The sequence below is a fragment of the Rhizobium sp. BT04 genome (assembly GCF_030053135.1).
GTDB lineage: Bacteria > Pseudomonadota > Alphaproteobacteria > Rhizobiales > Rhizobiaceae > Rhizobium > Rhizobium binxianense.
Genome location: NZ_CP125652.1, coordinates 109925 through 134047, shown reverse-complemented (window position 1 = coordinate 134047; position 24123 = coordinate 109925). Strand labels below are relative to the sequence as shown.

Genomic DNA, 24123 nt, shown 5'->3' with positions numbered 1-24123 from the left:
CTAACCCGCGGATGCCGCTCCGTCATCATCCTCCGAACGCCGGCGATGCTCTTCCTCCGCCTCGACGATCGCCAGATCGAGGAGATAGACGACCATCTCGCTATCGGGCCTGCCGGCGACGATCCGCCTCGCTTCCTTCAGCTGGTCGATGATGAAGGCGATGCGATCCACCTAGACCGATCCTCCCGTCCTGTCGCGGCGAATGGAGGCAAGCAAAGCGAACTTGACCATCGCATCGTAGGAGACGAGTTCCCCCTTGATGCGGCCCTCCCATTCCGCGACGTCGCGCTTGGCGCCGATCGCATCTTCACGCCGCGCCGGCAGCTCCGCCATAATGTTGGCCAGGCGGCCCATCCGATCGGCCGAGCCGTTGTTTATGTCGTTTGAAGAAAGAAACCGCTGCGCTTCCTGCATGAAGCGGTCGCGAAGCCAGATAATGGTCTGATCAACAAATCCGCCCGTTTGAGGAGCCGCTATCGCAGGCACCGCGGCGGCCACTGCCGCCATGCCTGAAATAGCCAGAAACCGCCGCCTGTTGCCAGTTGGCATAGCTTCCGGTATTTTTTGCATGTCATACTTCCTTACTGATCCAAAGCGAAGCGACCTATGCTACGCCCTTTTCCTTTTTCTGACGTTCCATTTTCTCTTTGAGCGCCATGACGATTTCGGCGTTTTTTGATCTCAAGTTCCGCGCCGCCTCCGCTTCTACCCACTCGTTTATATCGCTTGGCATCCTCAGCCCAAACGGCGTTATTTTGCTGTTCATAGCCCACCTCTAAATTAGCAACACAGTGTCGCTATAGCAACATCTTGAAGTGATTGATGTCAACTGCACTTTCGCTACAAAGTGTTGCTATGAGTTCCAAGAAGTCGCCAACTGAAAAAATCGGAAACGTCACCCCGTTTGGCCTGCGATTGCTGCCGGAGCTAAGGGCGCGCGTGGAAGAGGCCGCCCGAAAATCGAAGCGATCTTTGAACGCAGAAATTGTTGCGCGGCTGGAAGCGTCGTTTTCCGACATACTTTCCAGCGATGATGATTTTTCAGACGTGATTACCGAAATCGAAAAGCTGAAACATCGCCTGATCCAGAAGAGGACAGAAGCGGAGAATAAACGCTAAAAAGGCTCGGCATCCCGTTAGAGAGCTGAGCCTGTAAACGACACTGGATGATTGACGACACCATTCCACACCCGCAGCCATGCTGCGGCCGCACGCCGGACGTTCGCTATGGTCCGACCTCAGTCATATACTGTGTGAGGTGCGGAGAGAAAACCATCGTCGACACGGCGCCATTTTTCCGCGACGGCGCCCGTCAGCGCGAGCATGAGATTTGGCGGGCGGTGGAGAAGTGGAACGAAAAACACGAGGCTATCCGCGCCGGCTAATCTCACAAGCCATCGGGCAACACTTCCAGGTTGCCACTTGGCTCCAGCGTTTGATAACAGTCGGGCTGGCCCCAGCTCGCACCTGGCCGGCTCGAAAAGTATTCGCGGCGCGTGCCGCTGGGGAAAGCATGGAACTGTCGATCATAACGACCCTCTATAAATCCGAAGCCCACGTCAGACAGTTCGTGGAGCGAGCTATTTCGGCTGCGCAAGCGAGCTTCGAGACGTTCGAGATAATCCTCGTCGATGATGGGGGCCCCGACAAATCTGCTTCAATCGCGAAAGAACTGGCCGCCGTCGATAGTCGGATTGTGGTGTTAGAGCTATCTCGCAACTTCGGGCATCATGCCGCTGCACTATGCGCCATAGAGTATTCACGCGGCGAGAGAGTATTCCTGATAGATTCAGACCTCGAGGTAGACCCTGGGAAGCTCGACGACTTCCTCGCGATGATGGGGCGCACCGGCGCTGACGTCGTGTATGGCGTCCAGCAAGTCCGACAGGGCTCATTCGCATCTCGACACCTTGGGCAACTCTTCTGGAAACTATTTAACGCTGTTTCGGACGTCACGGTCCCGAACAACGTGATGACAGAGAGGCTTATGACCCGGCGTTACGTGGATTCCCTCGTCCAGTTGGGGGACAAGAACCTGTTCATGGCCGGCATGTTCTATTGGCCCGGATACAGTCAAGTGCCCCTTCCTCTGCGAAAAGAGGCTCGAATGTCCGCGAGCACCTATTCCTTCGGCAAGCGGGCTCGCCTTCTGGTCCAAGCCATCAGTTCGTTCTCCAGCGCACCGCTCCTCATTATCTTCTGGCTCGGCCTAGCGGTCCTCGCGGCATCAGGCGTGTATTCTCTGGGCCTGGTTGCCCACCGCCTGCTATCTCCCGAAACGATCCTCAGTGGGTTCACGTTTCTCGCCGTGCTGTTGCTGCTTTCCTTCGGCGTGAATCTGATGGCGCTTGGCGTCATTGGTCTTTATATCCACCGCATCTTTCGGCAGGTACAGCAACGGCCGAGGTACATCGTAAAAAATATGACGGGGCGAAAATGACCACTGCCAATCAAGAGAACCTGGACAGCTACATCGCAGCTTATGACGAGAGTTTTCCCTACCACGACGACAATATTGGCGTGCTCCGGGCATATGCGAAAGAGTTCGTCGAGGCATGCCATCTGCGGCGGAACATCAGGCTCTGCAGCCTCGGGATCGGCTACGAAATCGTCAGCAAAACGATCGGCAACGCCCTGGCTGACAAGATAGAAAAGTATGTGATCGTCGAGGGCTCCCCCGCGATCATCGATAAGTTCAAGTCCAACATGTCGTTCCCGTTCGAGGTGGAACTGGTCGAGGCGTATTTCGAGGAATTCAAGCCAGAAGAGGGTTTCGATGTCATCGAAATGGGCTTCGTGCTGGAGCACGTCGATGATCCTGCCCTGATTGTGAAAAGGTTCGCGAGCTTCCTCAAGCCCGGAGGGGTCATCATTGCGGCCGTCCCCAATGCCAGGTCGCTTCACCGAGAGCTCGGACATCGCGCCGGCATTCTCGAGGACATGTATGCGCTCTCCAAATGGGACCACGAGCTCGGCCACAAGCGATACTTCGACAACGACACGTTTCGGGATCTGTTTCAGCAAGCCGGATTGACGGTCGATCGAGAGGCCGGGTTGATGCTGAAGCCGTTTTCGACTGCACAGTTGAAAGCACTCGATCTGCCGAAAGCCGTTTGGGAAACGCTATATTTTGCCGGCGATGTATCCGCCAAATATTCTTACAGCCTGTATGTTGAGGCGACAGTACGGTGACGGGCGTCGCTCTGGTAGTAGGCGGCGGGGGGCTGCAAGGCCTCCCCGTGCTGCGGGCGGTGCGGGCGATGGGATGGAAGGCTGTCGTTGCCGACACGATCACCGACAACATAAACCGCTTCGAGGCAGACCGTTACTTCGTAGCACCGCCGGTTGCGCATTTATCCGAATTCTCTGAATTCTTGCGCGATCTCATAGCCAGCGAAAAAATCGACGCCATCTTCCCCACGACAATGTTCGATCTTCCGGCGCTGGCGAAACTTCGTCCGGAATTGGAAATCCTTGGCGCCCGCGTCTTTGCCTCAACTACCGAACTCGTATCGGTTCTCGAAGACAAGCTCCTCGCGACCGAGGCAGCGACTGCCGCCCACCTCCCTACCCTTCCCACTATCGATCCGGAGACTCATGACTTCAGCTTCCCATTGATTGGGAAGCCACGGCGGGGATGGGGCGGCCGGGACATGGTCCATGCCAAAGATCGGGCGGAGTATCTCGAAGCCTCCGCGAATGGAGCGGCTGAAGGCTATCTGTGGCAGCGGAAGATCGGGAGTTTTCAGGAGTGGTCGGTCGATTTCGCTATAGGCGAAGGCGGCGCCGTCTCAGAAATCACCAAGCGACTGCGGGTTCGTGCATCGGGCGGATATGCGGTGATTTCCGAAGTGATCGAGAAGGGTGGCCCCGATCAGTTGGCTAAGGCCACGGCGCAATGGTTGGCGCGGAATGGGGCGCTCGGACTGTTCAATGTCCAGTTTCTTGAAGAGAACGGAAATTACTGGCTGACTGACATCAATCCCCGCCCTGGTACCTCGTCTGTATCGGCGCTTGCAGCAGGGTCGAACCTGGTCACGTTCCTCCTGGAAGGGAGATCAGCCCCAAGCACCGGTGGCTACCTGATCAGGACGCTCCGAGACACCTTCATTGCAAGCGGCATTAGCGGCGCTAAAGGCGTCGTGTTCGACCTCGACGAGACGGTAATCGATCAGAAATCTTGGATGGCGGCCAAGCTGGAGATCGTCATTGACGACCTCTCATCCGAGTTGAATGACCTCAGCCAGTTCAGAGAGATCGCGCTCCAGATCATCGACGAAGGCCCATGGGACCGGCTTATCGATGTGGCTCTGCAGCGGGCTGGGCTGCCTCGATCAATGTCGGAGAGGATGATCACGGCGTGGAGATCGGCGATGCCCACCGGCGTAGCGATCCACCTCGACGCTCAAGGGCTGGCGGAAGACCTTGTGCGGCGGGGCGTGCCGATATCGATCCTGACGGACAACCCAGCGGCATCTCAAAAGCAGAAGATCGGCCTGCTTCCGTCCCCGTGGGGTCAAACTCATGTGATCTTGACGGACGAGCTTGCATCTCCAAAGCCCGCGACGGCGGGTTTCGAATTGGCTGCCAGTCGCCTCGGCATGGCCCCCGGCGATCTTGTCTGCATCGGTGACAGCCCTTGGCGGGATGCTGTCGGCGCACTGCGGGCAGGCTACCGCGGCGCGGTGATCGTTCAACGGGCAGGATCGATGCACAACCCCAGCAAGGGATTGTTCAACCAGCGCTTCCCTGAATTCTCATCGAGGGTAAGCTGGGTGCCGAGCCTCTCCGGGCTCGGTCATTTGCTCGTGAGAGAAAATCGATGAAGCGAACTTATTACAGCTTTGATCCGCAGCGGGCCAGTGATCAGGTCATCATCGCTGCTCCGTCCGAAGGTGACGAGATCTTGGTATATTGCCCACCGATAGGAGTGGATTTCCCCTGGATCGAAAGCGTTGACAGCCTTGAAGCCGCCTATCACCTGGCCGCTGGGATCATTACCCGCACCGGCCAGCCTGAACCAATTGTCACCTTCGACAACCTTCGTTGGTGGATGATTGGTCTCCACCCGGTCAATCTCGCGTCTTGAAAAATCCTGTCGGCGCCATGTCCCCGCGACGGTGCCCGCCAGCGCCGGTATGAGACTTGGCGGGCGGTGCTGATGTGGAACGAGCTGCGGGAGGCTACCCTCGCCGCCGCTCCTCCCTCTCCTTCTCCTCGAGGTCCTCGAGGATCCTGTCGAGCTTGTCTTCGAAACTCGCCTGCTTGCGATCGGCGAGGATGGCCAGGCTGTCGGCGCAGCGCTTCACCTCGGCAATCAATGCATCGACCTGCACCCGGTTGCCGAGCTCGATGCCGATTCCTGCGATCGCCGCGGTGCTGACGGTCGGCGGCGTCGGGCGCTTGCGGAAATAGCCGATCAGCGCGGTGACGATCCCGCCGAAGAAGACGCCCGCATAAGTGACAATGTCATTCGTTTCCACCAACAATTCCCCGCCTGTATGTGTCATCGATCGTGCGGGCGTCGCGCATGGCGCGCATGATGTTGATCATATCCATTCCCAGCCACCCGCAGGCGAGGATGAAGGCAAAGCCGAAGGTTGGAGCGAAAGAAAGGGTGATCTGCGTCCAGAAGAAGCAGGAGAGGAAGGCAGCCAGGGCGCGGAGATGCGGGCTGCGGCGCCACGCCCCGTTGATCAGCAGGACGGAAAGCCGGCATCCCGCAAAGATGATGAGCACGGTCGACCAGAAGGACTGCGACGCGATGATCAGCATCAGCTGATAGTCGAGCTTGCCCGCCTGCATGAGATCGGGATTGGCCGAAAGCATCCAGCCGAGCCCGAGCAGTACGAAGCCGGCCAGCCATTCGGAAAGCCTCGGGAAGAAGGCGGCGGCGAAATTGTCCCGAATGTGGGCGAATACCATCATGGCCGCGCTCCATATCTGGCGCTGACATCGTCGTAGAACTTGACGGTGCGGCCCTGCCGGGCATTGGCCCGGTCGAGCGCCTGCCGCTCGCGGGCGAGCACGGCGATCAGCGGCTGGCCTTCGGCGACGGCCGCGTGCGGTTCCTGCCGGCGCATATCTTCGGGAAGCGGCGGAAGAACGGTGCCGGCCGCCGCCTGTCCTTTCGTGGTAGCCGCACGGTTCAGCCGCTCAGTGGCGGAGCAGCCACTGACGATCAGCAGCAGTGACAGCGCAAGCGCGGTTCTTTTCCGAAAGCTGGAGTGCATAGGATCGGATCTCGGTTTCAAGGGTGTCTCTGGCGGTCTGTTCGGCGGCCTCAGCGGCAGCCAGGCGTTTTCGATGCTCCTCGGTCGCCTGGGCGGCTGCGTTGCGCTGGCGCTCCATCTCCGCCGCTTTTGCATCGGCCGCGGTCTTTTCGGCGAGAGCCACATAGCCGGACCGCGCTTCGCGCGCCGCGGAGGGATAGCCGATCGCGAAGGCATAGAGGTGATAGAGAAGAAGGCCGGCGGCGATACCGGCTCCGAGCTTGAGAGTGTCAAGGACGCCGAACATCAGATCCCCTCGAGGCAGAACTGACGTTCCTTCTGCCGGCGGCGCGTCAGGCCGGGGAAAGTGATGCCGGCGGCGCGATTCCATTTCAGCAGCGCCTCGCAGCCCTCGGCCGTCCTGCCCTGGTTGATGAGCTTGACCGCGCTCGATCCGCAAGCCGCCTTGACGCCGACATTGTAGGCGAAGGATGTCAGCGCCACGAATCGAGGATCGGGCAGCGGCACGCGCACGCAGCTCTCGATGCCTTTGGCATAGGTCTGCAGTTCCAGCGACAGCAGCGCCTTGCACTGCTCCACCGTCCTGTAGTCGCCCGGCTTCACTCCGTTGGTGCTGCCGTAGCAGATCGTCCAGGGCTGTCCCTGTGTTGCCGGATCGGGATAGGCGTTCTGCCGCAATCCCTCGAACGATCCGACAAGCGCCACAGCCATGGCCGCGGCGGCACTACCCTTCTGCAGGCGGTTTGCCATTTGCGATATCCTCTGAAACTTTGCGCTGGAAAATGATGCGGGCGACGATCGCGGCCGCGGTGAGAAGGCCGGTCACCACGGACATGGCGAGCTGCACATAGAAGCTCTTCGCCACCCAGTTGGCGGCGAAGAAGAGATAGACGGGCTCGGCGATGATGATGATGAGCGCAAGCGCCATCAGCCGCACCGACCAGGCGCGTTTCAGCACCGCGCGCCAGTTCTGGACGAGCATGATTGTCTCCGGATTTTGAATGATGGTTGCTATCAGGTCGCGGTAACGGTGATCGCGCTTCGATAGGTGTTGCCCTCGCGATCGGTGATCTCTGCGTAGACCAGATCCCCTGTCGTGACGACGCCACCGGCAAAGGTCTGCGTCCACGTTGACCCGCTCATCTCTGCCCCGATCAACGTCCCGGAGCCAACAGCCGTGTTACCAGAATTCCCCTTGTAGAGACGACGGGTCGCAAAGTCGGCTTCCGTCAGGCCGAACAAGTTCCACGTGCCAGGTTCAACGCGGATCGTGCCGCCGGATGCTTGGCTGATCGTCCCGGTCGGACGAAGACGCCAGTTTGTGTTGAGAACAGTATTGCCGAAGCTATCTTTGAAATCCCCGATATAAGCCATGGCGGCAGCAAGGCGGTTCGATGGCTTGTAGGCAAAGGTTCGCTCGAGCTCGAACGTCCCGGCGAGAGATGTCCCGGATTTCGCGAAGAAAGCCCAAGTGCGCTTCCCGGCAAACGTCGTTGAGTTGCCAGCGGGGACAACGCCCGACGTGCCGCTCAAGCTGCCGTTTACGATGGCGGATGCAATAGCATGAGTTTCGTTCGCGCCGGCTCGCGTGTTGTCCACCAATGACGTTGCGCCGCCGCCCCAAAATCCCCACTGGTTGTTCCACTCGGAGCCTGCGTTGCGGGCGACGTTGGCAGGAATACGAAGGATAGCGCCAGTTCGGAACGGTTGCCCCGGCGTCCCGGCCAGGGAAATGTTCGACTTGTCCTGTATCATGATCTTGCCATCAGCAGACGCAGTGCCTGCGAGGGTCACGACAGTCTTTGTCCTGCCGCCGGAGGTGGCGACCTGCGCGACCGTGATGCCGGTAGCACCTGTGTTGTTGGTGATGACCTTGCTATCTGCAAGCGTACCGGAAATGCCGGGGCCGGTGACCGTTCCGCCAGTTCCTGCCATCGCCTGATCGGTATCGAGCTGCGACCCTGTCATCAGTGGGTATGTTCCGGCGTTGATGGCGTCGATACACTCATCATCGGTCGCCGCTGCTATCTTCCCTGTTATGGCGTTCAACACCGCAAGAGCTGCGTGGTACGAGCCTCGCTCATCCCAATGCGTATAGCTGGAACTTGTGTCGACAGACCATTGTGTCGGATCGGTCATGTCCGTGATGTCGGCAAAAACAACCTTGCTGTCCGAGGCCGTCAGCGCCGCCACAAATGCCTTTTGCGCATTCCAGACAGTCGTTCGATAGGTGCTTTCCCCGACCTTGGTTGATGACGCCGTTGCCATGACCACGAACAGCTTGCCGCCGTAGGCTACGAACTTTGAATAGGCATAGTTGACCGCATCGTACCAATCCTGGAGGTAGACGTTCGTCGTCTGACCGCTAGCAGGGTTGGCGCCAGGGTTGGTAGATAACAGGTTGTCGTTCGCCCCCATGGTGCCGATGATAAAAATATCGGGAACCTGTTTGGCCATAGCGTCTATGGCGTAGGGGTTAATCAGTGCCCGATTTGTTGAGATGTCACGTGCAATCGTTGACCCGGATCGAGCAATGATGGGGAGTGGGACCGGCTGTACGCGCAAGCCCATCAACGCCATGAACTGATGAACAGGGTTTGCTAGACCGGAGCCAACGCCGCCGGATGGAGCATTAAGGCCGTCACCAATCCAGCCCCATGTTGCGCCAGCCGCAACGAGCGATGGCGACCCACCGCCCTTCCCAGCGGCGCTGGCCAGTATCGCCCGCACCTTACGATTTGTCAGCGCCATTGGGATCAGACCTCGACGCGGTGCAGAGTGATCTTGTAGACGGCCTGGGCGGTCGGCGTGTAGGCGGAGACAGCCTGCAGCACGCCATAGACATCGGCGCCGGTGACCTTCATCTGCTTGCCGATATTGTTGACTTCGGTGAGCGCGGTCGCGCCGAGACCGGTGGGCGCCGGGATATCGATATAGCCCAGATAGACGCTCCGGTCGGCGGACGTCACGCTGAAGGCGGCCGCATCGGCCGGCGCCGAGGGCGGCGTGGCGCTGTAGAGGTGCAGGCGGAAGGCTGTCGCCGGCGCGGTCGCGACATCCGCCTCGAGCTGCGCGCTGACGATCATCAGCGACGCGCCGCCGGCCTTGCCGAGACCGGCAAACTGGATCGCGGCGGCCGCGGCGCCGACGACAGCGCCGGCCGCATAGGCGGTTGTGTTGTTCTGCCGGGTAAAGGTCTGCGAAATATCGGCAGCGGCCGAGACCTGGTTGACCGCAAGCGTCGAGCCGAGCGCCGTGGCGATCGTCTTCAGGCGATCGAGCAGCGTGTTCGCCGTCGGGTTGGTCTGCACCTCGCCGATCAGCGAGGATAGCGCCTTCACACGGTCGAGCAGTGTGTTCGCGGTGGGCGAGGCCTGAACCTCGCCCAGGATCGTGGCGAGCGCGTCGCTCGACGTCTTGAGCGCCTTGAGGCGGTCGAGCATCGTGTTTGCCGTCGGCGATGCAATCGCCTCACCGATCAGCGCGATCATCGCGGTGATCGTCGCCACCTCGCGGTCGACGCTGTTGGCATCCTTGACGAGGATAGAAGCTACTTCGGCCATGTCAGATCACCTGTCCAATATATTGGGAGTTGCGGGAAATGCTGAAATTGAGGGCTGACGTGATCGGCGCGAGCACCGTCAGCGTGAAGGTCGTCCGTCGCGGGCTGTTGGCCGCCTCCGGCAGGGTCTCGACGATGGTCACGGAAACCTCGCCCTCTTCGAAGGCTTGGTCGCCGACCAGAAGATTGCCGTCCTCGTCGACCGCGAAGCTGCCGTCGTCCTGCCAGATCGACAGCGCCGAACGCGGCTGCCGGTTGCCGATCGCGCCGATCACCGTCCCCGGCCCGTCGCTGGCATAAAAGCTGTCCGCATCGAGCGTCAGCGTCTTGAGCATGGTGATAAGCCCAGGCACGCCGTTGGCGCTCGCTCCGGAGGAGACGCTAAATCCGATTTCCATGGGATGTCCTTAATGTTGACGTCGCCCAACGAGTAGGTTGGTCGCCAGTCGGTTGGCCGCTCGCTCTGAATGGTTAGATGAACCGTCGTTATCTATTCCGGAGAGCGAAATGTCCGTCGTTGACGTGCGCCTTGACACCGCGGAGTTTGAAGCCAAACGTCGGCAGTTTGTCGGCCATTAAGGCGTGTACGGGTGGTTTGCATCCACGATCACATTGGCCTGGAAATAGCCTGAGTTGATCGTTGCATTCCCGAGGCCGGCTATCTGGAGCCCGGTCTTCGTCGTCAACGGGCACGTCACGGCGCCAAATCCAACTGCCGTGATATTGGACAGGGTGATGACAGGGTAGCGCCGCTTCGTAACCTTGAACGGCAGGCCTATCCACCGGTATTTGCCGCTTTCGACGTATCCGCTCCAGAGAACTTCGGTTTTGTCGAATACCTCAAGCAGTGACTGGCAGCGGAGAAATTCTGCTTCCTCGTCGTAGACCGACCACGGATCGGCCATTGTCACGATTTCGTTGTTAACGTCCTCGCGCAGTTCCATCCGGGCGATTTCGATCCAGCCGCTTGACTGCCCGAGATTGTTGGTGCGCGCGTTGAAATTGGAACCTGCCTCGCAGAACAGCACAATCCCGATGCGGTCGGTGTCCGTCTCGCTGCTACCGAGTATCTTGCCGGCAACGCTGGGCCAGTCGTCGATCGGGATGTGAATATCCTGAAACTCGGTGGTGACCGGGATGGTGATCGGCGCCCCGGTCCATTCTGGGCTTGCCCCGCCTTCGCCGAAATGCTGATTGTGTTCAAGACAAATATTCCGGTTCTGGTCGGCCCGAATCCGAAGGGAAAGCGTACATTTCGACCCGGCATAGTTCCTGACATCGTCGATGTCGCAGGCGATGAGAGAATAGTTGCTGGGGCCGGCAACACTGGCCCAGGTCATACGCATCACGTAACGCTGGGCCAGCGGGTCTCCGAGAGGGACAGGCCGCTGCTCGACGAATACTTTCGAGCCATATCCACGATGCCCCCAATAATCGCACTGGTAGCCGCCAATGGCAGCCGGCGCGGGCATCGCCGGCCCTTTCTGGAAGATCTGACCGCGCGGATTAAAAATCAGGTTCGGGCCGATCCGCCCAGCCGGCGCAGGAGAGATATCCGGGATGTTTATGGTGGCGGTGTAGCTTGCCATTAGAGATTTCCTTCTTCCGGGTAAGGCCGCGCTTCCCATTCATCCGTCTCAAAATCATAGAGCCACCAGCTGGCGCCGGCTGCCGTCTTCGTTTCTCGCCATGTGTCGGGAAAGGTATAGAGATATTCGCCGGTCGGCTCCTGCGTTACAGGATCACGAAGCAGCAATCCGCCCATATTGACGGTCGAAGTGCCCTTCCCGTCTTTCATGCTCATTGTGAAAAAGCGTTCAGGCTTTTCCGAAAATTCGTTGGTGTAGGCCACAGTCCCGCTTCCTCTACAACTGTCCGCCGAGGCAGACTTTCCAGTTTGTGGTGCCGAACGTGATGTTGCCGACGCCCGTGCTGCCATTGATGCCTGTCGCAAGAGCGACGTTGCCGACGCGGCCATAAATATTCGTCGCGTCCGCCCATACGGCTACCCCGACCCCGTTGGAACTTCCGAGGTTATCTGTCGTGATTTGTATCTCCGTCCCGCTGGCATACCCAAGATCCGTACCGCCGGACGTGTTGACAATGCTAGCGAAGAGCGTGCTGATGTCGGGCGTGCCGCCCAACCCGTGGGCGAAGGTGATCAAGCCTCCCAGCGTAGCCGTCTGCTGGGCGCTCTTGGCGCGCCCACTAAGGGGAACGTTGCCCAAATTGACGTTGCGGTCCGGCATAGTCAACGACCTGGTCGTTGCGGAAGAAATTGCCGAAAGCACCCATTGCAACCGTTTCGTGGTGTTCGTTGGGTCAGCGATAAGAGCGGAGACGACAATCGCATTCGATAGCAAATGCGAAGCTATGTCGAGATCGCCGGTCATTGCCCCGCCGGCCTTCGAAAGCTTGGTGTTGATTAGCGTAGTAATGGTGGCGGAGAAAGCCGAATCATCGGCCAACGCCGCCGCCAGCTCGTCAAGCGTATCGAGGGCGCCAGGTGCTGCCCCGATCACCAGATCAAGGAGTTGCCCGACCGTCATGAAGGTCGCGACACCGGCCTTCATGACCGGCAGGCCATGAGTGCGCGAGGGTGACGACTCGGGTGTCAGATCGTCGATTCGGATAAGCGGGTAGTCCATGTCAGGCCCTCGCCGAGAAGTGCATCCAGAGATCCTGCGTATAGTCGCAGGCTACGGTGGATGAGATCCGATAGCGGTTGACGTCGATCACCGGAACGTCAGAGACTGATATCTGCGGCGGCGTGCCGGCAGTCAGCGCCATCAGCATGTAGTCGCTGTCGACGCGATCAGCATTGTTGACGATCTTCGCCGGATAGTAGCTGAAGGATGTCGGCCGCCGCGCCCAAGCCATGCTGTAAACGCAATCGGCAAAGGTCGGGTTACTATCGACGGGTCGAATATTGGTCGCATGGACAAGCTGGTCGAGTGCCAGTGTCGCTTTGTTGGCAAGCTTCGTGATCGTCGCCACGTTGCTGGCGTTGGTAACGATAAGCGCCACGAGCATGTTGTCGAAGCCGCTGTCGAAGATCACATTTCCCTCGGCGAGGGCGCCGGCGTTGTAACCGGAATCTGCGAGATCCTTCAAGACAAAGCCGTCCGCCGGGTTCCAGCGCAGGTGATAGGTTTTGTTCGCACTGGTGGCGAAGTCGGTTTGCACGGTGGTAATGTTGAAGATGCCGCGATGCAGAAAATCGTAACCGGCGGGTACACGCACCGTGCCTGTCGATGGTGACGTGACCGGCAACTGCCCGTCTGCCGTCAGTATCTCCGGAAATATCGGCAGGCGTCCTCGCGCCTGGGTCATCAGCACATAGTTAGGATCGCCTTCGCCGCCGGTCGCAGCCGCAATCAGGGCAGTGATCGCCTGCAGTAGCTGCGTCAGATCATCGTCCGAGCCGGCAATACCCGCGGCGGCGATGACCGCCATGATTTCACGCATAGGGTTCTCGATCGCCTTGGCGGGAACCCTTGATCCAGAGACCGCTCCGGGTGTGTTGCGGTCCTGGTACGACGCATTAGGGTTCGGGTCACCGAAGGGTTGGATATACTTCATGATTGATCCTCAAATTGGGACGAGAAGCGGATTTCCGTATCCGTCGACGAAGGCATTGCCTGCGCCGTCGGACAAAATGCCGTAGTTGATCCACGGCTCGAGCACCGGGAGCGTCCATGCCGGCGCCATCTTGCGCAGCAGGCATAGGATCTGCTCGGCCGCTCCGATCGAGAACAGCGGATCGTATCCGCATTCGCCGACACCGCACTCGAAATAGCCTATGGCGGCGTCGCGGATCCGGACGATCCAATAGGTTTCTTGAATGTAGGATCCCACCGTGTGCCGGCCGCCGCATTCCGAGAAGCCGCATTCGAACATCGCGGGCTCCTCGATCTCGATCTCGAAGCCATAGTCGAGCGCCAGGCGGATGAAATCGCCCGGGGTGTTCACTGCATCCGCCCGCACCTTCCGTGTCAATGCGGTGAGGCGTTGCGCCGTCGTCTGATCGCCGCTGAAGCAGGGTTCCGGCAGGCCGTAATCGCTCTCCCATTCCGGCAACATCTCCGAAGCGCTTTGCGAAATGGCCTCGCGCGTCAGGCCGAAGGCGCGCGCATAAAGCCAGACGAAACCGTCGACCAGCACGCGCACAAAGCGCGCCAGCGTGTGGTTGAGCGGCATCGCCTCGCCGTCAGGCGTTCCCCAGGCGGCACCCTGCGGCAGCATGGTGAGCGCCGAGGTGATGAGATCGTCATTATCAGGCGCCGCCAACGCGTCGAACGCCGCCGGCACGCTCACGCCGCCCGCCGCCACGGCCGGTTCCCGCGTGATCGTGTTGAAGGCGGAACTACGCGCCATAGGTGATCGTCCCCGGAACTGGATATTGGCCGTTGGTATAGGTGATGTCGTCGAGCGGCCACGCCAGCACGTGCCGATCCTCGCCGGTCACGCCCGAAACTGCTTCCGAAATCCACGATCGCGATAGCGTGAAGGTGTCGCCTGGTATGCCCGGCCGCGACCGGTCGACCAGCATCGCGGCAACCGCCGCGGCGATCGCGTCCCGCACCGCCTGGCTGTCGGTCGCCAGCAGGTCGATCGTTAGATCGAGCGGCGAAGGCATCGGCGCCACTGCGACGCTGTCGTCGATCCGGATCAGCCGCTTCGCATCAATCGCCGCCTGGACTATCAGCACGTCGCCCGCAGTCGGGATCAGGTTCGGCCGGCCGGCGAAGAGGAAATAGACCGCGATGAATCCCGGCGCCAACGGCTGGCGGAAGGCCCACGCCTTCAGGACACCCGGCACGTCGAGCGCGATAGCCTCGTAATCGCTGAGCTTGCCGCCGCCTGGCGGATTTGCCTTGCGATAGAGCGTCCGCGCCCGCAGGTCGTCGTCACTTTCATTGTCAGCCCCGCCGCCGATCCCCGCCGGACCGACGGTCCACTCGCTCGAGAGGTCGGGCCAAAGCACCGGATCGGCAAGCGCCATCACGCCGTCGGCGTCGCGATTGGTGGCCGATCCTGTCGCCTCCGCCAGCACGGTGAAGCTCACGGCGCCAAGCGGATCGGCCGAGGCCGGCGCGCTCGAGAGATAGGTGACCGATCCCGATACGAACCGGATGCCGGCGGGATAGACAGCGTTCGCCGTGCCCGAGCCGATGATGGCGCCTTGAGCGGCAGCCGCCGGTTTCCGGTAGATCCCGAATTCCGCCGCATGCTGCACGAGAAACTGCTTCTCGGCCGATCGCGCGAAAAGCTGCTTCGAGAGATAGGCCATGCGCAGCTCGAATTCATGCGCCAGCGCCGCAACGACCTTCGCCGTTACCGTGACGAAATTGTTCTTCAGCGAGGTATCGGTGCCCGGCAGATATTGCCGGAAGGCCCCGCGAACCCGTGCGGAGGCCTCAGTAAGCGAGCGGATCTGCCACGCCATCAATCTGTCTCCAGAGCAGTTCGAATTTATTGTCGTAAAGCTTCGTGCCGTCGCGGCCGTATAGCGCGACAGCAAGATCGAGCCGCTTGGCGGGGCGGTCGGCCGTCGCCGTCGCGTCGACGCGGGCAACAGCGCCCTGACTGATCAGCGGCTGCAGCGCCTCGCGGGCATAATCCTGAGCCTTGATCTCGATCCCCTCGTAAAGCGCCGATCGGCGCAACAGCCAGAGCTTCGAACCGAGCGGCGTCTCGCCTTCCGCCATGTCGAAGCTGTCGCCGATCCAGCCACGGTTTTCGTCGCCACTGCGCAGCTCGCTCGGGTCGACGCGCCGATCAGTCATCAGGCAGATCAGCACCTGCGTCGCTAGCCCCTGCTCGGCTCGAAAGTCGCCGGGTGCCGTCGGATGCGTCAGCGCGTTGAGGATCATATCGCCGGAAAGACCATCCCAGCCGAGATCGGGCGAGCGGTATGGCTCTTCAGCATCGTCGGCTGGAATGATCTTCAGCATGGCTTATTCAGCCGGCCTGAAGTCGAGATAGTATTCCTTGCCGAGTTCGAAACGGGCGACGGTCTCCGGAACAGTGATCGTCATCTCCAGCTTGCCGTTCGGGGTAGCCTGAGACCATTTCTTATTCACGCCGTCCTGCTCCCATACAGGGAACATCTGGATCGTCGCGATCGAGCTATCCGGGCCGGTGTGGGCGTGGCTGATGTTAATGCAGCGGAATTTCGCTGTTACGGTTGGCGCGCTCATGCGTCTTCTCCTTTGATCTGCCCGGAACCGCCGGGCGCGGATCTCAGTGCGTGTGATGCGGCGTGTTGCCGCCTTCGTCGATGATCGAGCCGGTGGCGTGGATATTGCCGTTCACCTCGAGGTCGCCGTTCAGCACGAAATCGCCGTTAAGCGTCCAGGTCCCGGCCGTCACGGTCACCGTCCGGCTTGCCGCGTCTATGACGATCCCGCTACCGACGAACTTGATGATGTTGCCGCTCGAGTCATAGATCGCCGTCCCACCAGCCGGCAGATCGCTCGGCCGATGCGACGGGTGCTCGCCACCGATGACATAGGCCTGGTCGGCGTCCTGGTTCGGCTGCAGCAGCAGCGCCTTCGCGCCCTTGACCGGCATCGAGGCGAAGCCATGCGGCTCGATCCGGTGAATAGCGGTATAGCCGTCGTTGAACAGTGCCCGCCCGGAAACGAATTGCTGCCCGCCCTTCTCGACATTTTCGCCGTCGAGCTCGATCCGCCGGCCGCTCATTGATCCTGATACTCAGGCGTGATCGTGCCCGGCGCCGAATAGGCGTCCGTCGTCTTGCCGCGCGGATTTTCCCCGCCGAGTGCCCGCGGATCGGCAAGCGAAAGCACCGCTACCGTTCCCTGTCCACCGTCGGCGTCCTGTGTCAGCGTCACGCCCTTGATGACCATCATACCCTCGATGCCAATCCAGGAATCTTCGACATAGACTAGCCAGTTGCGGTCCCAGATCTTGCCGCCGCCATCGCGCCATCCGGTCGTGGTGATCGAGGCCGTCGCCGCATATCCGGCGCCGCGCTTCACCTGCCAGTCCGCACGCTTCTTGATCCGGTCCGTCGTCGTCTCGCCTTCATGGGCAATGATCAGCGGCCGCTTGCGTTTGACGCCGGCATCCCGCGCCGTCGCTTCCGGCCGAAGCTGCTGTTTATAGGTGCCCTCGGTCGATTGACCGCGCACCTTGACCTCGCTGTGGCGGCCATATTCGGTGATGGATGACGAGGCCTGCTCGATATTCTGGCCCCATATCAACCCTCCGGAGTGCGTGCCCTCGGGCTTTGTCGCGAGCTTCAGCTTTCCCTTCGGCGTGTCGTAGATCAGAATGCCGCGCCCGCGGGCACGGCGTTCGATCGTCTGAAACAGTGTCTCGCCCGTCCTCAGCTTGTGCCGCGGCTCCACAGGCAGGCTGCCGTCGCTTTCGACGCCGATACCGAGCGTATCGAAGGTCTTGGCTATGCTCGCAAGATCCTGCTTCAGCACTTCGCCGGTTGGATGATCGACCGAACACTCGGTCGCATCAACGGTCCGCGAAACGACAGTGACGGAAAGAGCCCGATCGTTTGCATCGTGGCTCGGCTGCACGTCGCGGACATAGCCTGTGAGCAGCACATCGCTACCAGCCTTGATCGTCACGCTCTGTCCCGGCTGCACCGGCACGCCGATGCCCGCCGGCATCAGGACAATCGAGGCGTTCCGCACCGCCTCCTCGGCCGAATAGCTGATCGTGATCGATTTATATGGCGGCAGCCCTGATATCGTCAGGTTTTCAAACATCGGTCGAGCCTACGAGGCGAGCGCGTCAAAAAGCGTCGGCATGATCATCGGCGTCGCCGATCCCGCCAGGTCGACCATCGCTCCGGCGCGCGTCGCGTCGCCATAGAGCTGATAAGCGAGTACCGTCGAGGGCAGCGATACGCCTGTCTCGACCCGAATGATCGGCGCAGCGTCAGCGGCGATATCGGAAATCAGCCGGCAGGAAACGGCGGTCACCGCCGTCAGCCAGGCATAGAGATCGGCGCCGTCTCCGCCGAGACTTCCGGCAGCAGCTGCACCGGCATCGCCGGCAGCGGAAACCCGCGTTCGTGCCCGCCGTGCTGCCGGCCGCGAAGGCCACTCCACCCGGCATCCCGCAATAGCCGACCCCATCGCGACCAGGATGCTGAATGCCTGCCGCGTCTCGCCGCTGGCAGACGCCGGCGCGGCGATCCTGTCGAACTCGGCGGGCAGTGTCACGCTTTCGGCAATGATCCGCGTGAGTGCCAGCGCCTCGGCCGCGAAGGCAGCGGCTTCGAGTGCTGGCGCGGCCGCGATCCGCTGGCTGATATCGGAAAGATCGTCGACGTCGGTGACAATAGTCGCCGACAGATCCGCAATCCATGAAAGCACCGTCTGCCTGTCCGCCGTCATCGAAACCTCTCAGAAAAACCGTGCGAACTGGCTTGCCGCCGCCGCGATCCCGGCTGCGACCGTCGCCGTGACATCGCCGGTCGACAGCGCCACGCCGCCGGTATTGCTCGCCGGGATAAAGCTCACGTCGAACCCGACATAGCCGTTCTTGTCTTTCCCCCGCGAGCGCCGGAAACCCTGCGCCGTCGCCATCATGCCGCCATCCATCGGCAGCATCAGGAAGCCCGGCCCGGGCGCCAGCATCACACCCTGCAGCGCCAGCGCCTGCGCATCGGCCGTGTCGCCGAGCAGGTAGAGCGTGATGTCGAAGATCGACGTGGAAAGGCCCATCTCTTCGATGGTCGTTTCCCGGCCGCCGGCAACCTCATGCAGCGCTAGCCGCTTTCCGGCCGTCAGCTCGTCATAGTCGACAAAGAACGGCACGCCGCTGAAGCTGGCGGCACGAAGGGTTTTCGCCCAGTTGCGCATATTAGAACCCTCCGCCACCACCGCCGCCCGCAGGCGCATTCGGCGCAGCAGGCGCCATGCTGCGTCCGGTATTAGCATTCACCGCCGCAGCGGCCGACGAACGAACGACAGACGCTCCCTTCGACAACGCGCCAGCAATAACCTGCGCTGCAGCCTCGAGCTTGGCGGCCGCCGAGGAGATCGAGGATCCTGCATCCGTTCCGGCCGACCGGATCTTGTCGGCTGATCCGGTGATCGCGTCCGCCCCTTGCTTGCCGCCATCGGCGACTGATTTGGCGGCAGTTTCGAATCTCGCCTCGATCGGGCCGAAGACGTTCGTTCCCACCTGAGACGTGAACGATTCGGCGATCTGACGCCCGCGTCCATATTCCTGATACTGCCTCTGCAACGAAGCCATTGCCGATGCGCCTGCATCAGGCCGCGCCATCGGAACGGGGGCATCCGTGCCTGGCATGTTCTTCAGCCCGAAATTCCGGCCGCCGCCTGGAAATTCCGGCGTAACCACCGGCGCATTCTGTCGGCCCGACGATGGCCGAACCTTGCCGCGCAGATATTTGTTCTGCCGGTAGCCCTGCAGCCATTCCTCGTTCCGATATCCGCCTTCGTAGGCAAGATCGTCGGCATCGCTTTCGGTGGTGAAGCCGAGATTGCGCCGCAGCCAGGAATAGCCGCGCTTCTTGGCGCCCTCTTCCTTCGCATTGTTGTAATCGAGCCCGCGAGAAACGCTGTCCATCACTGCCGAAGCCGCCGGCGCAATGGTCTCACCGGCCGAAAGCTTGAGTTTGTCCCAGCTGCTGGCAAGCTTGTCGATCTTGGATTGCGTATCCGTGAGCACGCGGCCCACGTCCCGCAGAACCGTGCCGTCGACCTTCGAACTGTTCACCGCGGCGATGAATTTCTCATAGCTGTCAGCGCTGGTCATCAGCGACTGCATGCCAAGGCGGAATTCCTGGTCGGTAAACAGCAGCGGCAGCTTGCTGAGATCGCCCTTGACCGCCTCTTTCGAGAGACGGACGAAGGCCGTTACCGCATCTTCTCCGTTTTTCTTTGCCGCCTCCATCTCCTTGCGCAGGTCGATGCCGAACGACTTGAACTTCGTCGCCGTGTCCGAGGAATACATCTTGCCGAAGATGTTCTGCGCTTGCGTTGCGGCGGCCTCCGCGGAACCGGTATCCTCGCGCAGCGTCTGCAGCAGCGCGATCAATTCCTTGAGGCCGTCCTGTCCGGAATAGCCGAGCGACGAAAAAGAGTTCGCCAGCTCCGGGATGAAGGCCGCCATGTCCTTCAATTCAAACTGGCCGGCCTTGCCGCCGGCGACCATGATGTCGAAGGCCCGCTGCATATCGCCAGCCTCGATCTTCAGAGCCGAAGACGCTTTGATCGCCGTGTTTGCGATATCCTCAGTCGCAGCACCAGAGGCCTGCGCCGTTGCCAGAACAGATGGAAGGAATGCCATCGCATCCTGCAGCGTCAGGCCGGAGGAAACCAACGTGTCAAGCGCGCGAATGCCGTCGTCGAGGGGCATGGCGAACTGCTTCGTTACCTGCTGCAGGCTCTGGAATGCCGTTTTTGTCTGGTCGGCACTCGCATCGGCGGTTATGCCGATGCGTTCCATCTGGCGCTCTACCGCGGCGAAATCGACGACGGCGGCGCGGGCGCCGGCAGCAAGTGCAACACCGGCAACCGCGCCGATCCGGCCGATAGCCGCCATGCGCTCCTGTGTCCGCGCCAGCTTGTTGAATTCGCCCGCCCGGCGGTTCACCTGGTCCATCTTGCCGGCGACCGATTTGAACACCTGCCCGGTGCGATCGACAGCGGATATCCGCAGCCTGGCTTCGATCTCACGCGTCATCGCTTGTTTCTTTCCTTGAACTGCCGGAAGCGATCACCCCAATAGAAGATGTCGGACGGCGTCATCGCTTCGACCCGCTCGGCCGCCCATCCCAGGACGAAGATCAGCCCGTCTGCGATTTCGGCAGTTCCTTCCGTTCCAGAAAAAAACCGCTCACCGCCTCTTCCAGCTTGAGAGAGTCTATGGCGTTCAAGGCGCCGATGCTCTCATAGCCAGGGCTGATGCAGATGCGCTGCAAATAGGCGTCGATAACTTCGGGATATTTGACGAGCATCGGCCCGTGCTGGGTCGGCTGCCAGTCGGTCGGCCGGCCGAGGCCGTCGCGAAAGATCTCCGAATAAGTCGGCTCCCGCAAAGTCACCGCATCAAACGACTTCTCGTGTGCGGTGTAGCTTTTCGAGAGCTTGACGATCGTCTCCGCCATCAGCTCGTGCCCCGGCTATACTGCTCGGAGTTGATCGTCAGGCCGGTGACCTCGCCGGTCAGCCGGTTCGACTGCGGGTCGCCGCTGAAGAAGGCGTTGGTGTAGTAGTGCGTCACGCCGCTGAAATCTTCAGTGATCGTGACGCTGGCGCGGGGCGCGGTCATCAGCGCATTCAAATCGGTGTTGTCGTCGCGGATTGCGACTTCCGCGCTATACGGCATCGGCGTCGCGGTGCGATCGACCGACCCGTCCTGATTGGTGACGACGTCAGTCGACATGCCGGCCGTTTTGACGTTGAACGTGCCGCGCAGCGACATCACCGTGCCATCAGAGAGGCGAACGACCATGCGTCCGCCGAAATCCTTGCCCATGGTTTCGATCCTTCAGTTGGGAAAAAATCAGGCGGCGTCGCGGAACTGGCCGTACACCGTCGCAAGCCCCGCCAGGATGTCCAGCGGATTGACGACGTCGAGCGGCAGTCGCATGTTGACGCGGTTCGGGTTGTCGGCGTCGCGCTCGACCACCATGTTGAGCAGCGCCTGTTCAGAATTCTCCAGCACGCCGGCCATCTGCTTGTAGCTGTGGAACAGCGTCGCCTTGATATCCTTGACCGTCGTCAGCGCGTCAAGGTTAAGGGGATTGGTGTTGGCGATAGCCTTGTTCGAATGCCCGAAAGCGAGATCCGCGCGGAATTTCTTCAGCGCGTAGGTCAGCTGGAAGACGGTCTGAATATCGCGGAAGGTCGTGTCCGGAGCCCCGTTCGTCGTCTGCTGCTGAGTGATGATCTTGTCGATCGTCACCTGGCCGCTGCGGTTGACGTTCCAGGTCGAAACGCCGTTCTTCAGCATCGCGTCGCGCGTCGCATAATCCATCCAGTATGCGCGATCGCGCGGCGCCGACAGCCCCTCGACGACGATGCCGGACTGGTTGCGCGAGACGTCGCCATTGGAGCCGCCGCCCAGCCAGGCGGCGATGCGCCCGACGACGGCCGCTACCCAGATGTAGTCCGGCTCGGCGAAGCCGCCAGAGAGGAAGCGCGGGATCATCGTCAGGTGCCAGGTGTCCCGCGCCAGGGCAAAGGTGACCAGGTTCGTCGAGGTGTCCGTCTTCGGATAGAAGGCGTGGCCATAGAGCTGCTGGATATAGGACCAGCGGCCGCTGACCGCGCCGAGGAAGCTGTTCAGCGTGTCGAGGCTGGTACCGTCGCCGAAGGGCGAGACGATGATCTCGAAGGGATCGTCGTTCATCGCCGCAAGGATGTTCGACAGCGCCGGCGTGCCGGCGCCGGGCGTCGTGGTCGCGAAGGTGAAGAGGCCGGCGAAGGCGTTCACCGTGTCGAGGATCGGCACGAAGATGTCGATACCCGAGGCATAAGTGCCCTTATGCCGCGCCGTCAGCGTCACGACGTTGGTCGCGGCGGTTGCCGTGAACGGCAAAGACATGCCCGTCAGCCGATTGTAGTAGCCGTTGATGGCAGCCGCGAGCGCCGTCGCAAGCGCGTTCGCCGACAGGCCTGCGGCCAGCTCGACCGAGACGGCTTCGCCAGCGATCAGCAGGATCCCCTGGCCGCCTGCGGCCGGCGGCGACCCGATGGTGATCGTCCTGATTTCAGCAGTGCCGCTGTCGGCAACGCGGCCGATCCAGATTTCCTGCGCCGGCGAATTGCGTCGGGCCGCGATGAACATCGCTTCCAGCATCGAGCCGGCGCCGCAAAGCACGCGGGCATCGGTCCTGCTGTTGCAGATCGAAATCTGACCTTCGGCGAGCGTGCCGCCGGCAAGGCCGTGGCCGAGCAGGATCATGCGCGTCTCGTTCTGGAACTGGCCGCCCGACTGCACATCGAAGGTGAAGATCGGCGCCGTCAGTGCGGCTGGGATGTTCGATGCCATTTACTTCTCTCCTTCGCCATCGGGATTTTTGGCCTTGCCGGCCGCGGTCTTCTTCGCCGGAACGATCGTGCCGTCACGGACGAGCCGGTTTTCGAACGGGCTCGTGAAATTCACGGGCCGCCCGTCCTCCGGCCAATCGGGCTGGCCGCCGGGCATGGGAATGCGGCCCTTCTTCGCGGGCACATAGATGTCGTCGCTCATAGGTGATCTCCGATCGGTGCGGCGTGTTTACGTTTCTGGCCCGTAGGCCGATCCACCCTCGAAGGGCGGCAATTCTTCGGCGACGAAATAGGCCGCCAACGCGCCAAGTTTTTCCTTGGCATAAGACTGCGCCGGCAAGGCCTCATAGAGCCGCCGAATAGGTTGCGGCAGCCCGCCGTCCTCCATGTCGAAATCGTCGTCGCGGATCCCGCAATGAAACCGCATCGTCACCCGCTGCCACCGCAGCCCAAGATGCGGCACGGCAAAGGTCTGCAATTCGACCTTAATGATATGCGAGACCAGCCCGCGCCAGAGGCCGCCGGACTGGCTCCTGTCCAGCAGGTACCGGACTTGAGCGCACAGCGCCGCAAGAACCAGCCTCGCTTCGGGATCGGTCGCAGCCATCGCATCGGCAAACTCGCCATCATCGTCCTGGTTGACGACCGCGAGTTCGGCGACCACGTCGAGCACAGCATCCGCAACGGTGTCGTCGGCGCTTGCCGCCTCCGCCCGCAGCGCAAACCCGCTTTCAGGCGTGTAGAGCGAAAGCACCGGCGTATAAGGCGCCTTCCGATCCAGATCCTCGAGCGGCGCAGCGCGGCTATCAAACACCGCCCTGCCCGCCAGCGTCGGAAACCCCTCACCCGCGATCGCCGCCGCCGTCGGACACAAAATCTCGATCGCCGCCAGGCGCAGCGCTTCAGCCGACAACATCACGCGCCCTCGTCAGGTACCAGGCCGGACGGGATGAACCGTCCTCTTCATTGGCCGCGATCTTCCAGGTGTCGACCGCGGTGACAACAAGATCGCCCCTCTTCGGCCGGTAAGGCCACGCTCCCACGTGCGCCGTCAGAACGGCATCATAGGAGACGGTTCCATTGCGGATCCCGGGGTCCGAAGATTGGTGCCGCGGCATGCGATCGCTCGGCGGCTCCAGGTCGATCGTGCCGAGGAAATCGAAGGCTGCACGGTCGGTATCGTCGATGGCTGCGTGATTGGCAGTCAGCCCCGCCTTCCGCGGCTGCAGACGGCAGGGCGTATAATCGAAGATCTCGGCGCAAGCCTCTTCTGTAAACGCCCGTGCCGTCTGCCAGTCGATCATGACGA

Annotated in this window: 36 protein-coding genes; 5 read left to right on the top strand and 31 right to left on the bottom strand. The window is 61.2% G+C overall.

The features are described from left to right. Genes QMO82_RS09085 through QMO82_RS09075 form a run of 3 tightly spaced genes read right to left on the bottom strand, consistent with a single transcriptional unit; the run spans position 1 to position 766 of the window. On the bottom strand, positions 1–171 hold the full coding sequence (locus QMO82_RS09085; RefSeq protein ID WP_283196635.1) for a hypothetical protein: 171 nt from the start codon (positions 169–171) through the stop codon (positions 1–3). Beyond that, positions 172–570 carry a hypothetical protein gene (locus QMO82_RS09080; RefSeq protein WP_283196634.1) on the bottom strand — a complete coding sequence of 133 codons (399 nt, stop codon included), beginning with the start codon at positions 568–570 and terminating at the stop codon, positions 172–174. It abuts the gene before it with no gap. Positions 571–604: 34 nt separating this feature from the next. Further along, entirely contained in the window at positions 605–766 is a 162-nt protein-coding gene (locus tag QMO82_RS09075) for an Arc family DNA-binding protein (protein WP_283196633.1), read from the bottom strand. A gap of 56 nt (positions 767–822) precedes the next feature. Here QMO82_RS09075 and QMO82_RS09070 point away from each other — a divergent pair, with 56 nt between their 5' ends. The 5 genes from QMO82_RS09070 to QMO82_RS09050 all read left to right on the top strand — a co-directional run bounded on the left by QMO82_RS09070 (position 823) and on the right by QMO82_RS09050 (position 5089). After that, on the top strand, positions 823–1119 hold the full coding sequence (locus tag QMO82_RS09070; protein ID WP_283196632.1) for an Arc family DNA-binding protein: 297 nt from the start codon (positions 823–825) through the stop codon (positions 1117–1119). A gap of 394 nt (positions 1120–1513) precedes the next feature. Then, positions 1514–2440, top strand: coding sequence for a glycosyltransferase family 2 protein (locus QMO82_RS09065; protein WP_283196631.1), 927 nt, complete (start codon positions 1514–1516; stop codon positions 2438–2440). Further along, positions 2437–3192 (top strand): class I SAM-dependent methyltransferase, encoded by a 756-nt coding sequence (locus tag QMO82_RS09060; protein ID WP_283196630.1) that lies wholly within the window; start codon positions 2437–2439, stop codon positions 3190–3192. The genes QMO82_RS09065 and QMO82_RS09060 overlap by 4 nt, the downstream gene beginning before the upstream one ends. Further along, on the top strand, positions 3189–4826 hold the full coding sequence (locus QMO82_RS09055; protein ID WP_283196629.1) for an HAD family hydrolase: 1638 nt from the start codon (positions 3189–3191) through the stop codon (positions 4824–4826). The genes QMO82_RS09060 and QMO82_RS09055 overlap by 4 nt, the downstream gene beginning before the upstream one ends. Next, the gene (locus QMO82_RS09050; RefSeq protein WP_283196628.1) at positions 4823–5089 is read left to right on the top strand and encodes a hypothetical protein; all 267 of its coding nucleotides are present in this window, start codon (positions 4823–4825) and stop codon (positions 5087–5089) included. The genes QMO82_RS09055 and QMO82_RS09050 overlap by 4 nt, the downstream gene beginning before the upstream one ends. A 94-nt stretch (positions 5090–5183) precedes the next feature. Here QMO82_RS09050 and QMO82_RS09045 read toward each other — a convergent pair whose 3' ends face one another. The 28 genes from QMO82_RS09045 to QMO82_RS08910 all read right to left on the bottom strand — a co-directional run bounded on the left by QMO82_RS09045 (position 5184) and on the right by QMO82_RS08910 (position 24118). Continuing rightward, positions 5184–5483, bottom strand: a complete 300-nt coding sequence (locus QMO82_RS09045; protein ID WP_283196627.1) for a hypothetical protein — start codon at positions 5481–5483, stop codon at positions 5184–5186. Continuing rightward, a complete protein-coding gene (locus QMO82_RS09040) occupies positions 5470–5928 on the bottom strand; it encodes a hypothetical protein (RefSeq protein WP_283196626.1) in 459 nt (152 codons plus the stop codon). Before QMO82_RS09040 ends, QMO82_RS09045 begins: the two co-directional genes overlap by 14 nt. Then, positions 5925–6083 (bottom strand): hypothetical protein, encoded by a 159-nt coding sequence (locus QMO82_RS09035; RefSeq protein ID WP_283196625.1) that lies wholly within the window; start codon positions 6081–6083, stop codon positions 5925–5927. The genes QMO82_RS09040 and QMO82_RS09035 overlap by 4 nt, the downstream gene beginning before the upstream one ends. A 73-nt stretch (positions 6084–6156) precedes the next feature. Continuing rightward, entirely contained in the window at positions 6157–6519 is a 363-nt protein-coding gene (locus QMO82_RS09030) for a hypothetical protein (protein WP_283196624.1), read from the bottom strand. Beyond that, positions 6519–6983: a lysozyme gene (locus QMO82_RS09025; protein WP_283196623.1), complete on the bottom strand. Its 465-nt coding sequence runs from the start codon at positions 6981–6983 to the stop codon at positions 6519–6521. Before QMO82_RS09025 ends, QMO82_RS09030 begins: the two co-directional genes overlap by 1 nt. Next, complete coding sequence (locus QMO82_RS09020; protein WP_283196622.1) at positions 6958–7215, bottom strand: hypothetical protein; 258 nt, start codon at positions 7213–7215, stop codon at positions 6958–6960. The genes QMO82_RS09025 and QMO82_RS09020 overlap by 26 nt, the downstream gene beginning before the upstream one ends. 32 nt (positions 7216–7247) lie before the next feature. Beyond that, complete coding sequence (locus QMO82_RS09015) at positions 7248–8984, bottom strand: hypothetical protein (protein WP_283196621.1); 1737 nt, start codon at positions 8982–8984, stop codon at positions 7248–7250. A 5-nt stretch (positions 8985–8989) separates the two neighbouring features. Continuing rightward, complete coding sequence (locus tag QMO82_RS09010; protein WP_283196620.1) at positions 8990–9796, bottom strand: hypothetical protein; 807 nt, start codon at positions 9794–9796, stop codon at positions 8990–8992. A gap of 1 nt (position 9797) precedes the next feature. Further along, positions 9798–10193 carry a hypothetical protein gene (locus tag QMO82_RS09005; RefSeq protein ID WP_283196619.1) on the bottom strand — a complete coding sequence of 132 codons (396 nt, stop codon included), beginning with the start codon at positions 10191–10193 and terminating at the stop codon, positions 9798–9800. 177 nt (positions 10194–10370) lie between these two features. Continuing rightward, the gene (locus QMO82_RS09000) at positions 10371–11384 is read right to left on the bottom strand and encodes a hypothetical protein (protein ID WP_283196618.1); all 1014 of its coding nucleotides are present in this window, start codon (positions 11382–11384) and stop codon (positions 10371–10373) included. Further along, complete coding sequence (locus QMO82_RS08995) at positions 11384–11647, bottom strand: hypothetical protein (RefSeq protein ID WP_283196617.1); 264 nt, start codon at positions 11645–11647, stop codon at positions 11384–11386. Before QMO82_RS08995 ends, QMO82_RS09000 begins: the two co-directional genes overlap by 1 nt. 13 nt (positions 11648–11660) lie before the next feature. Beyond that, the gene (locus QMO82_RS08990) at positions 11661–12443 is read right to left on the bottom strand and encodes a hypothetical protein (protein WP_283196616.1); all 783 of its coding nucleotides are present in this window, start codon (positions 12441–12443) and stop codon (positions 11661–11663) included. A 1-nt stretch (position 12444) separates the two neighbouring features. Then, the gene (locus QMO82_RS08985; protein WP_283196615.1) at positions 12445–13377 is read right to left on the bottom strand and encodes a hypothetical protein; all 933 of its coding nucleotides are present in this window, start codon (positions 13375–13377) and stop codon (positions 12445–12447) included. Between the two features lie 9 nt (positions 13378–13386). Continuing rightward, positions 13387–14172 carry a putative phage tail protein gene (locus tag QMO82_RS08980; RefSeq protein ID WP_283196614.1) on the bottom strand — a complete coding sequence of 262 codons (786 nt, stop codon included), beginning with the start codon at positions 14170–14172 and terminating at the stop codon, positions 13387–13389. Continuing rightward, positions 14162–15244, bottom strand: coding sequence for a baseplate J/gp47 family protein (locus QMO82_RS08975; protein WP_283196613.1), 1083 nt, complete (start codon positions 15242–15244; stop codon positions 14162–14164). Before QMO82_RS08975 ends, QMO82_RS08980 begins: the two co-directional genes overlap by 11 nt. Next, a complete protein-coding gene (locus tag QMO82_RS08970; protein WP_283196612.1) occupies positions 15216–15752 on the bottom strand; it encodes a phage GP46 family protein in 537 nt (178 codons plus the stop codon). The genes QMO82_RS08975 and QMO82_RS08970 overlap by 29 nt, the downstream gene beginning before the upstream one ends. A gap of 3 nt (positions 15753–15755) precedes the next feature. Beyond that, a complete protein-coding gene (locus tag QMO82_RS08965) occupies positions 15756–15998 on the bottom strand; it encodes a hypothetical protein (RefSeq protein WP_283196611.1) in 243 nt (80 codons plus the stop codon). Between the two features lie 43 nt (positions 15999–16041). Then, the gene (locus QMO82_RS08960) at positions 16042–16503 is read right to left on the bottom strand and encodes a phage baseplate assembly protein (protein ID WP_283196610.1); all 462 of its coding nucleotides are present in this window, start codon (positions 16501–16503) and stop codon (positions 16042–16044) included. Then, positions 16500–17549 (bottom strand): hypothetical protein, encoded by a 1050-nt coding sequence (locus QMO82_RS08955; RefSeq protein ID WP_283196609.1) that lies wholly within the window; start codon positions 17547–17549, stop codon positions 16500–16502. Before QMO82_RS08955 ends, QMO82_RS08960 begins: the two co-directional genes overlap by 4 nt. 9 nt (positions 17550–17558) lie before the next feature. After that, positions 17559–18182 carry a hypothetical protein gene (locus QMO82_RS08950; protein ID WP_283196608.1) on the bottom strand — a complete coding sequence of 208 codons (624 nt, stop codon included), beginning with the start codon at positions 18180–18182 and terminating at the stop codon, positions 17559–17561. A 9-nt stretch (positions 18183–18191) separates the two neighbouring features. After that, positions 18192–18650 carry a DNA circularization N-terminal domain-containing protein gene (locus QMO82_RS08945; RefSeq protein ID WP_283196607.1) on the bottom strand — a complete coding sequence of 153 codons (459 nt, stop codon included), beginning with the start codon at positions 18648–18650 and terminating at the stop codon, positions 18192–18194. A gap of 1 nt (position 18651) precedes the next feature. Further along, positions 18652–20502 (bottom strand): phage tail tape measure protein, encoded by a 1851-nt coding sequence (locus tag QMO82_RS08940; protein WP_283196606.1) that lies wholly within the window; start codon positions 20500–20502, stop codon positions 18652–18654. 103 nt (positions 20503–20605) lie between these two features. Next, positions 20606–20926 carry a hypothetical protein gene (locus QMO82_RS08935; protein ID WP_283196605.1) on the bottom strand — a complete coding sequence of 107 codons (321 nt, stop codon included), beginning with the start codon at positions 20924–20926 and terminating at the stop codon, positions 20606–20608. Then, positions 20926–21297: a phage tail tube protein gene (locus tag QMO82_RS08930; RefSeq protein WP_116405707.1), complete on the bottom strand. Its 372-nt coding sequence runs from the start codon at positions 21295–21297 to the stop codon at positions 20926–20928. Before QMO82_RS08930 ends, QMO82_RS08935 begins: the two co-directional genes overlap by 1 nt. A gap of 27 nt (positions 21298–21324) precedes the next feature. Next, positions 21325–22815, bottom strand: a complete 1491-nt coding sequence (locus QMO82_RS08925) for a phage tail sheath subtilisin-like domain-containing protein (RefSeq protein WP_283196604.1) — start codon at positions 22813–22815, stop codon at positions 21325–21327. Next, on the bottom strand, positions 22816–23016 hold the full coding sequence (locus QMO82_RS08920; RefSeq protein WP_283196603.1) for a hypothetical protein: 201 nt from the start codon (positions 23014–23016) through the stop codon (positions 22816–22818). It abuts the gene before it with no gap. A 27-nt stretch (positions 23017–23043) separates the two neighbouring features. Next, on the bottom strand, positions 23044–23730 hold the full coding sequence (locus QMO82_RS08915; RefSeq protein WP_283196602.1) for a hypothetical protein: 687 nt from the start codon (positions 23728–23730) through the stop codon (positions 23044–23046). Then, positions 23717–24118 (bottom strand): hypothetical protein, encoded by a 402-nt coding sequence (locus QMO82_RS08910; protein ID WP_283196601.1) that lies wholly within the window; start codon positions 24116–24118, stop codon positions 23717–23719. Before QMO82_RS08910 ends, QMO82_RS08915 begins: the two co-directional genes overlap by 14 nt. Positions 24119–24123 lie beyond the last annotated feature (5 nt).

Coding starts and splice junctions, on each gene's coding strand:
- QMO82_RS09080 (WP_283196634.1), bottom strand. CDS start 570: ATGCAAAAAATACCGGAAGCTATGCCAACTGGCAACAGGCGGCGGTTT.
- QMO82_RS09075 (WP_283196633.1), bottom strand. CDS start 766: ATGAACAGCAAAATAACGCCGTTTGGGCTGAGGATGCCAAGCGATATA.
- QMO82_RS09070 (WP_283196632.1), top strand. CDS start 823: ATGTCAACTGCACTTTCGCTACAAAGTGTTGCTATGAGTTCCAAGAAG.
- QMO82_RS09065 (WP_283196631.1), top strand. CDS start 1,514: ATGGAACTGTCGATCATAACGACCCTCTATAAATCCGAAGCCCACGTC.
- QMO82_RS09060 (WP_283196630.1), top strand. CDS start 2,437: ATGACCACTGCCAATCAAGAGAACCTGGACAGCTACATCGCAGCTTAT.
- QMO82_RS09050 (WP_283196628.1), top strand. CDS start 4,823: ATGAAGCGAACTTATTACAGCTTTGATCCGCAGCGGGCCAGTGATCAG.
- QMO82_RS09040 (WP_283196626.1), bottom strand. CDS start 5,928: ATGATGGTATTCGCCCACATTCGGGACAATTTCGCCGCCGCCTTCTTC.
- QMO82_RS09035 (WP_283196625.1), bottom strand. CDS start 6,083: ATGCGCCGGCAGGAACCGCACGCGGCCGTCGCCGAAGGCCAGCCGCTG.
- QMO82_RS09030 (WP_283196624.1), bottom strand. CDS start 6,519: ATGTTCGGCGTCCTTGACACTCTCAAGCTCGGAGCCGGTATCGCCGCC.
- QMO82_RS09025 (WP_283196623.1), bottom strand. CDS start 6,983: ATGGCAAACCGCCTGCAGAAGGGTAGTGCCGCCGCGGCCATGGCTGTG.
- QMO82_RS09020 (WP_283196622.1), bottom strand. CDS start 7,215: ATGCTCGTCCAGAACTGGCGCGCGGTGCTGAAACGCGCCTGGTCGGTG.
- QMO82_RS09015 (WP_283196621.1), bottom strand. CDS start 8,984: ATGGCGCTGACAAATCGTAAGGTGCGGGCGATACTGGCCAGCGCCGCT.
- QMO82_RS09010 (WP_283196620.1), bottom strand. CDS start 9,796: ATGGCCGAAGTAGCTTCTATCCTCGTCAAGGATGCCAACAGCGTCGAC.
- QMO82_RS09005 (WP_283196619.1), bottom strand. CDS start 10,193: ATGGAAATCGGATTTAGCGTCTCCTCCGGAGCGAGCGCCAACGGCGTG.
- QMO82_RS09000 (WP_283196618.1), bottom strand. CDS start 11,384: ATGGCAAGCTACACCGCCACCATAAACATCCCGGATATCTCTCCTGCG.
- QMO82_RS08990 (WP_283196616.1), bottom strand. CDS start 12,443: ATGGACTACCCGCTTATCCGAATCGACGATCTGACACCCGAGTCGTCA.
- QMO82_RS08985 (WP_283196615.1), bottom strand. CDS start 13,377: ATGAAGTATATCCAACCCTTCGGTGACCCGAACCCTAATGCGTCGTAC.
- QMO82_RS08980 (WP_283196614.1), bottom strand. CDS start 14,172: ATGGCGCGTAGTTCCGCCTTCAACACGATCACGCGGGAACCGGCCGTG.
- QMO82_RS08975 (WP_283196613.1), bottom strand. CDS start 15,244: ATGGCGTGGCAGATCCGCTCGCTTACTGAGGCCTCCGCACGGGTTCGC.
- QMO82_RS08970 (WP_283196612.1), bottom strand. CDS start 15,752: ATGCTGAAGATCATTCCAGCCGACGATGCTGAAGAGCCATACCGCTCG.
- QMO82_RS08965 (WP_283196611.1), bottom strand. CDS start 15,998: ATGAGCGCGCCAACCGTAACAGCGAAATTCCGCTGCATTAACATCAGC.
- QMO82_RS08960 (WP_283196610.1), bottom strand. CDS start 16,503: ATGAGCGGCCGGCGGATCGAGCTCGACGGCGAAAATGTCGAGAAGGGC.
- QMO82_RS08955 (WP_283196609.1), bottom strand. CDS start 17,549: ATGTTTGAAAACCTGACGATATCAGGGCTGCCGCCATATAAATCGATC.
- QMO82_RS08950 (WP_283196608.1), bottom strand. CDS start 18,182: ATGACGGCGGACAGGCAGACGGTGCTTTCATGGATTGCGGATCTGTCG.
- QMO82_RS08945 (WP_283196607.1), bottom strand. CDS start 18,650: ATGCGCAACTGGGCGAAAACCCTTCGTGCCGCCAGCTTCAGCGGCGTG.
- QMO82_RS08940 (WP_283196606.1), bottom strand. CDS start 20,502: ATGACGCGTGAGATCGAAGCCAGGCTGCGGATATCCGCTGTCGATCGC.
- QMO82_RS08935 (WP_283196605.1), bottom strand. CDS start 20,926: ATGGCGGAGACGATCGTCAAGCTCTCGAAAAGCTACACCGCACACGAG.
- QMO82_RS08930 (WP_116405707.1), bottom strand. CDS start 21,297: ATGGGCAAGGATTTCGGCGGACGCATGGTCGTTCGCCTCTCTGATGGC.
- QMO82_RS08925 (WP_283196604.1), bottom strand. CDS start 22,815: ATGGCATCGAACATCCCAGCCGCACTGACGGCGCCGATCTTCACCTTC.
- QMO82_RS08920 (WP_283196603.1), bottom strand. CDS start 23,016: ATGAGCGACGACATCTATGTGCCCGCGAAGAAGGGCCGCATTCCCATG.
- QMO82_RS08915 (WP_283196602.1), bottom strand. CDS start 23,730: ATGTTGTCGGCTGAAGCGCTGCGCCTGGCGGCGATCGAGATTTTGTGT.
- QMO82_RS08910 (WP_283196601.1), bottom strand. CDS start 24,118: ATGATCGACTGGCAGACGGCACGGGCGTTTACAGAAGAGGCTTGCGCC.